2 rRNA genes (1 of these 2 cut by a window edge) are annotated in these 2,671 nt (G+C 55.0%); both read right to left on the reverse strand.

Features of this window, described 5'->3' with window-relative positions:
* Positions 1–46: 46 nt before the first annotated feature.
* Positions 47–159: ribosomal RNA gene (gene rrf / locus OOZ48_RS18330) — 5S ribosomal RNA — on the reverse strand.
* Between the two features lie 163 nt (positions 160–322).
* Positions 323–2,671, reverse strand: a 23S ribosomal RNA gene (locus OOZ48_RS18335); it runs 230 nt beyond the window's last position.

Genomic DNA, 2,671 nt, shown 5'->3' on the forward strand with positions numbered 1-2,671 from the left:
AAAAAAACCCCCGCAAGGTTGATCCTTGCGGGGGTTTTGCATCAGAGCCTGACGATGACCTACTTTCACAGATGTCCATCCACTATCATCGGCGCGAAGGCGTTTCACTGTCCTGTTCGGGATGGGAAGGAGTGGGTCCACCTTGCTATGGTCGTCAAGCATAACGGGTTGTGCGCCGGGCTCGCCCCTTTGGCGGGGTCGGGGTCCTGGCACACCAATTGGAAGAAGCACGACGGGCTGTATTGCTGTCATACGGCATTGCCGCATGGTTCGTTTGTTCGTTTGTTGGCGGTCACAGTCACGCTACAACCTGCAAGGTTATAGGATCAAGCCGCACGGGCAATTAGTACTGGTTAGCTGCACGCATTGCTGCGCTTCCACACCCAGCCTATCAACGTCCTGGTCTCGGACGACCCTTCAGGGGGGTCAAGCCCCCGGGATACCTAATCTTCAGACGAGTTTCCCGCTTAGATGCCTTCAGCGGTTATCTCTTCCGTACGTAGCTACTCGGCAATGCCATTGGCATGACAACCGATACACCAGCGGTACGTCCACTCCGGTCCTCTCGTACTAGGAGCAGGCTCCGTCAAGTATCCAACGCCCACGGCAGATAGGGACCAAACTGTCTCACGACGTTTTAAACCCAGCTCACGTACCTCTTTAAATGGCGAACAGCCATACCCTTGGGACCGGCTACAGCCCCAGGATGAGATGAGCCGACATCGAGGTGCCAAACACCGCCGTCGATATGAACTCTTGGGCGGTATCAGCCTGTTATCCCCAGAGTACCTTTTATCCGTTGAGCGATGGCCCTTCCATTCAGAACCACCGGATCACTATGTCCTGCTTTCGCACCTGTTCGACGTGTCAGTCTCACAGTCAAGCACGCTTATGCCATTGCACTATCAGCACGATTTCCGACCGTACCTAGCGTACCTTCGAACTCCTCCGTTACGCTTTAGGAGGAGACCGCCCCAGTCAAACTGCCCACCATGCACTGTCCCCAACCCGGTTAACGGGCCAAGGTTAGAACCGCAAACAGACCAGGGTGGTATTTCAAGGGTGGCTCCACCGAATCTGGCGACTCGGTTTCAGCGCCTCCCACCTATCCTACACAGGCCGGTTCACAATCCAATGCAAAGCTACAGTAAAGGTTCATGGGGTCTTTCCGTCTAGCCGCGGGTAGATTGCATCATCACAAACATTTCAACTTCGCTGAGTCTCAGGAGGAGACAGTGTGGCCATCGTTACGCCATTCGTGCAGGTCGGAACTTACCCGACAAGGAATTTCGCTACCTTAGGACCGTTATAGTTACGGCCGCCGTTTACCGGGGCTTCGATCAAGAGCTTGCACCCCATCACTTAACCTTCCGGCACCGGGCAGGCGTCACACCCTATACGTCGACTTTCGTCTTGGCAGAGTGCTATGTTTTTAATAAACAGTCGCAGCCACCGATTCACTGCGGCCCCTTCAAGCTCTGCGCGCAGGCGCATCACCCTACCAGGGCATACCTTCTCCCGAAGTTACGGTATCAATTTGCCGAGTTCCTTCTCCTGAGTTCTCTCAAGCGCCTTGGAATATTCATCCCGTCCACCTGTGTCGGTTTGCGGTACGGTCGCGTAGGACTGAAGCTTAGAGGCTTTTCCTGGAACAGCTTCCAATCAGTTCAGGACCTAAGTCCTGTCCAGCCACACCCTTGAATCACGCGCCCGGATTTGCCTGGGCGCCTTCTATGATGCAGCAACGGGGACATCCAACACCCCGATGACCTTCTGCCATCCGTCCCCCCATCGCATCCTACGACGGTGCTGGAATATTAACCAGCTTCCCATCAGCTACGCATCTCTGCCTCGCCTTAGGGGCCGACTCACCCTGCGCCGATGAACGTTGCGCAGGAAACCTTGGACTTACGGCGAGGGGGCTTTTCACCCCCTTTATCGCTACTCATGTCAGCATTCGCACTTCTGATACCTCCAGCAGACCTCTCGATCCACCTTCGCAGGCTTACAGAACGCTCTCCTACCATATGCGCGCTCATTTAAACACACCGCCTCATACTTATCCCCCACCCACTCGAAGCGGGGGGCGCTTTGCGTGCTGGCGCACGCCAAGCTCTTTGCGATGCGCTTAAAAGAGCGCGCATATCCGCAGCTTCGGTAACTGGCTTGAGCCCCGTTACATCTTCCGCGCAGGACGACTCGATCAGTGAGCTATTACGCTTTCTTTAAAGGATGGCTGCTTCTAAGCCAACCTCCTGACTGTCTATGCCTTCCCACTTCGTTTCCCACTTAGCCCGTTTTAGGGACCTTAGCTGGCGGTCTGGGTTGTTTCCCTCTTGAGTCCGGACGTTAGCACCCGGTGCTCTGTCTCCCACGCTCATACTTGCCGGTATTCGGAGTTTGCCATAGGTTGGTAAGTCGCCATGACCCCCTAGCTATAACAGTGCTCTACCCCCGGCAGCAATACGTGAGGCACTACCTAAATAGTTTTCGGAGAGAACCAGCTATCTCCAGGCTTGTTTAGCCTTTCACCCCTATCCACAGTTCATCCCCTAGTTTTTCAACACTAGTGGGTTCGGTCCTCCAGCACGTGTTACCGTGCCTTCAACCTGACCATGGATAGATCGCCTGGTTTCGGGTCTACACCCAGCGACTGATTCGCCCTGTTCGG

The sequence above is a fragment of the Castellaniella sp. S9 genome, from assembly GCF_027257175.1.
Lineage (GTDB): Bacteria > Pseudomonadota > Gammaproteobacteria > Burkholderiales > Burkholderiaceae_B > Castellaniella.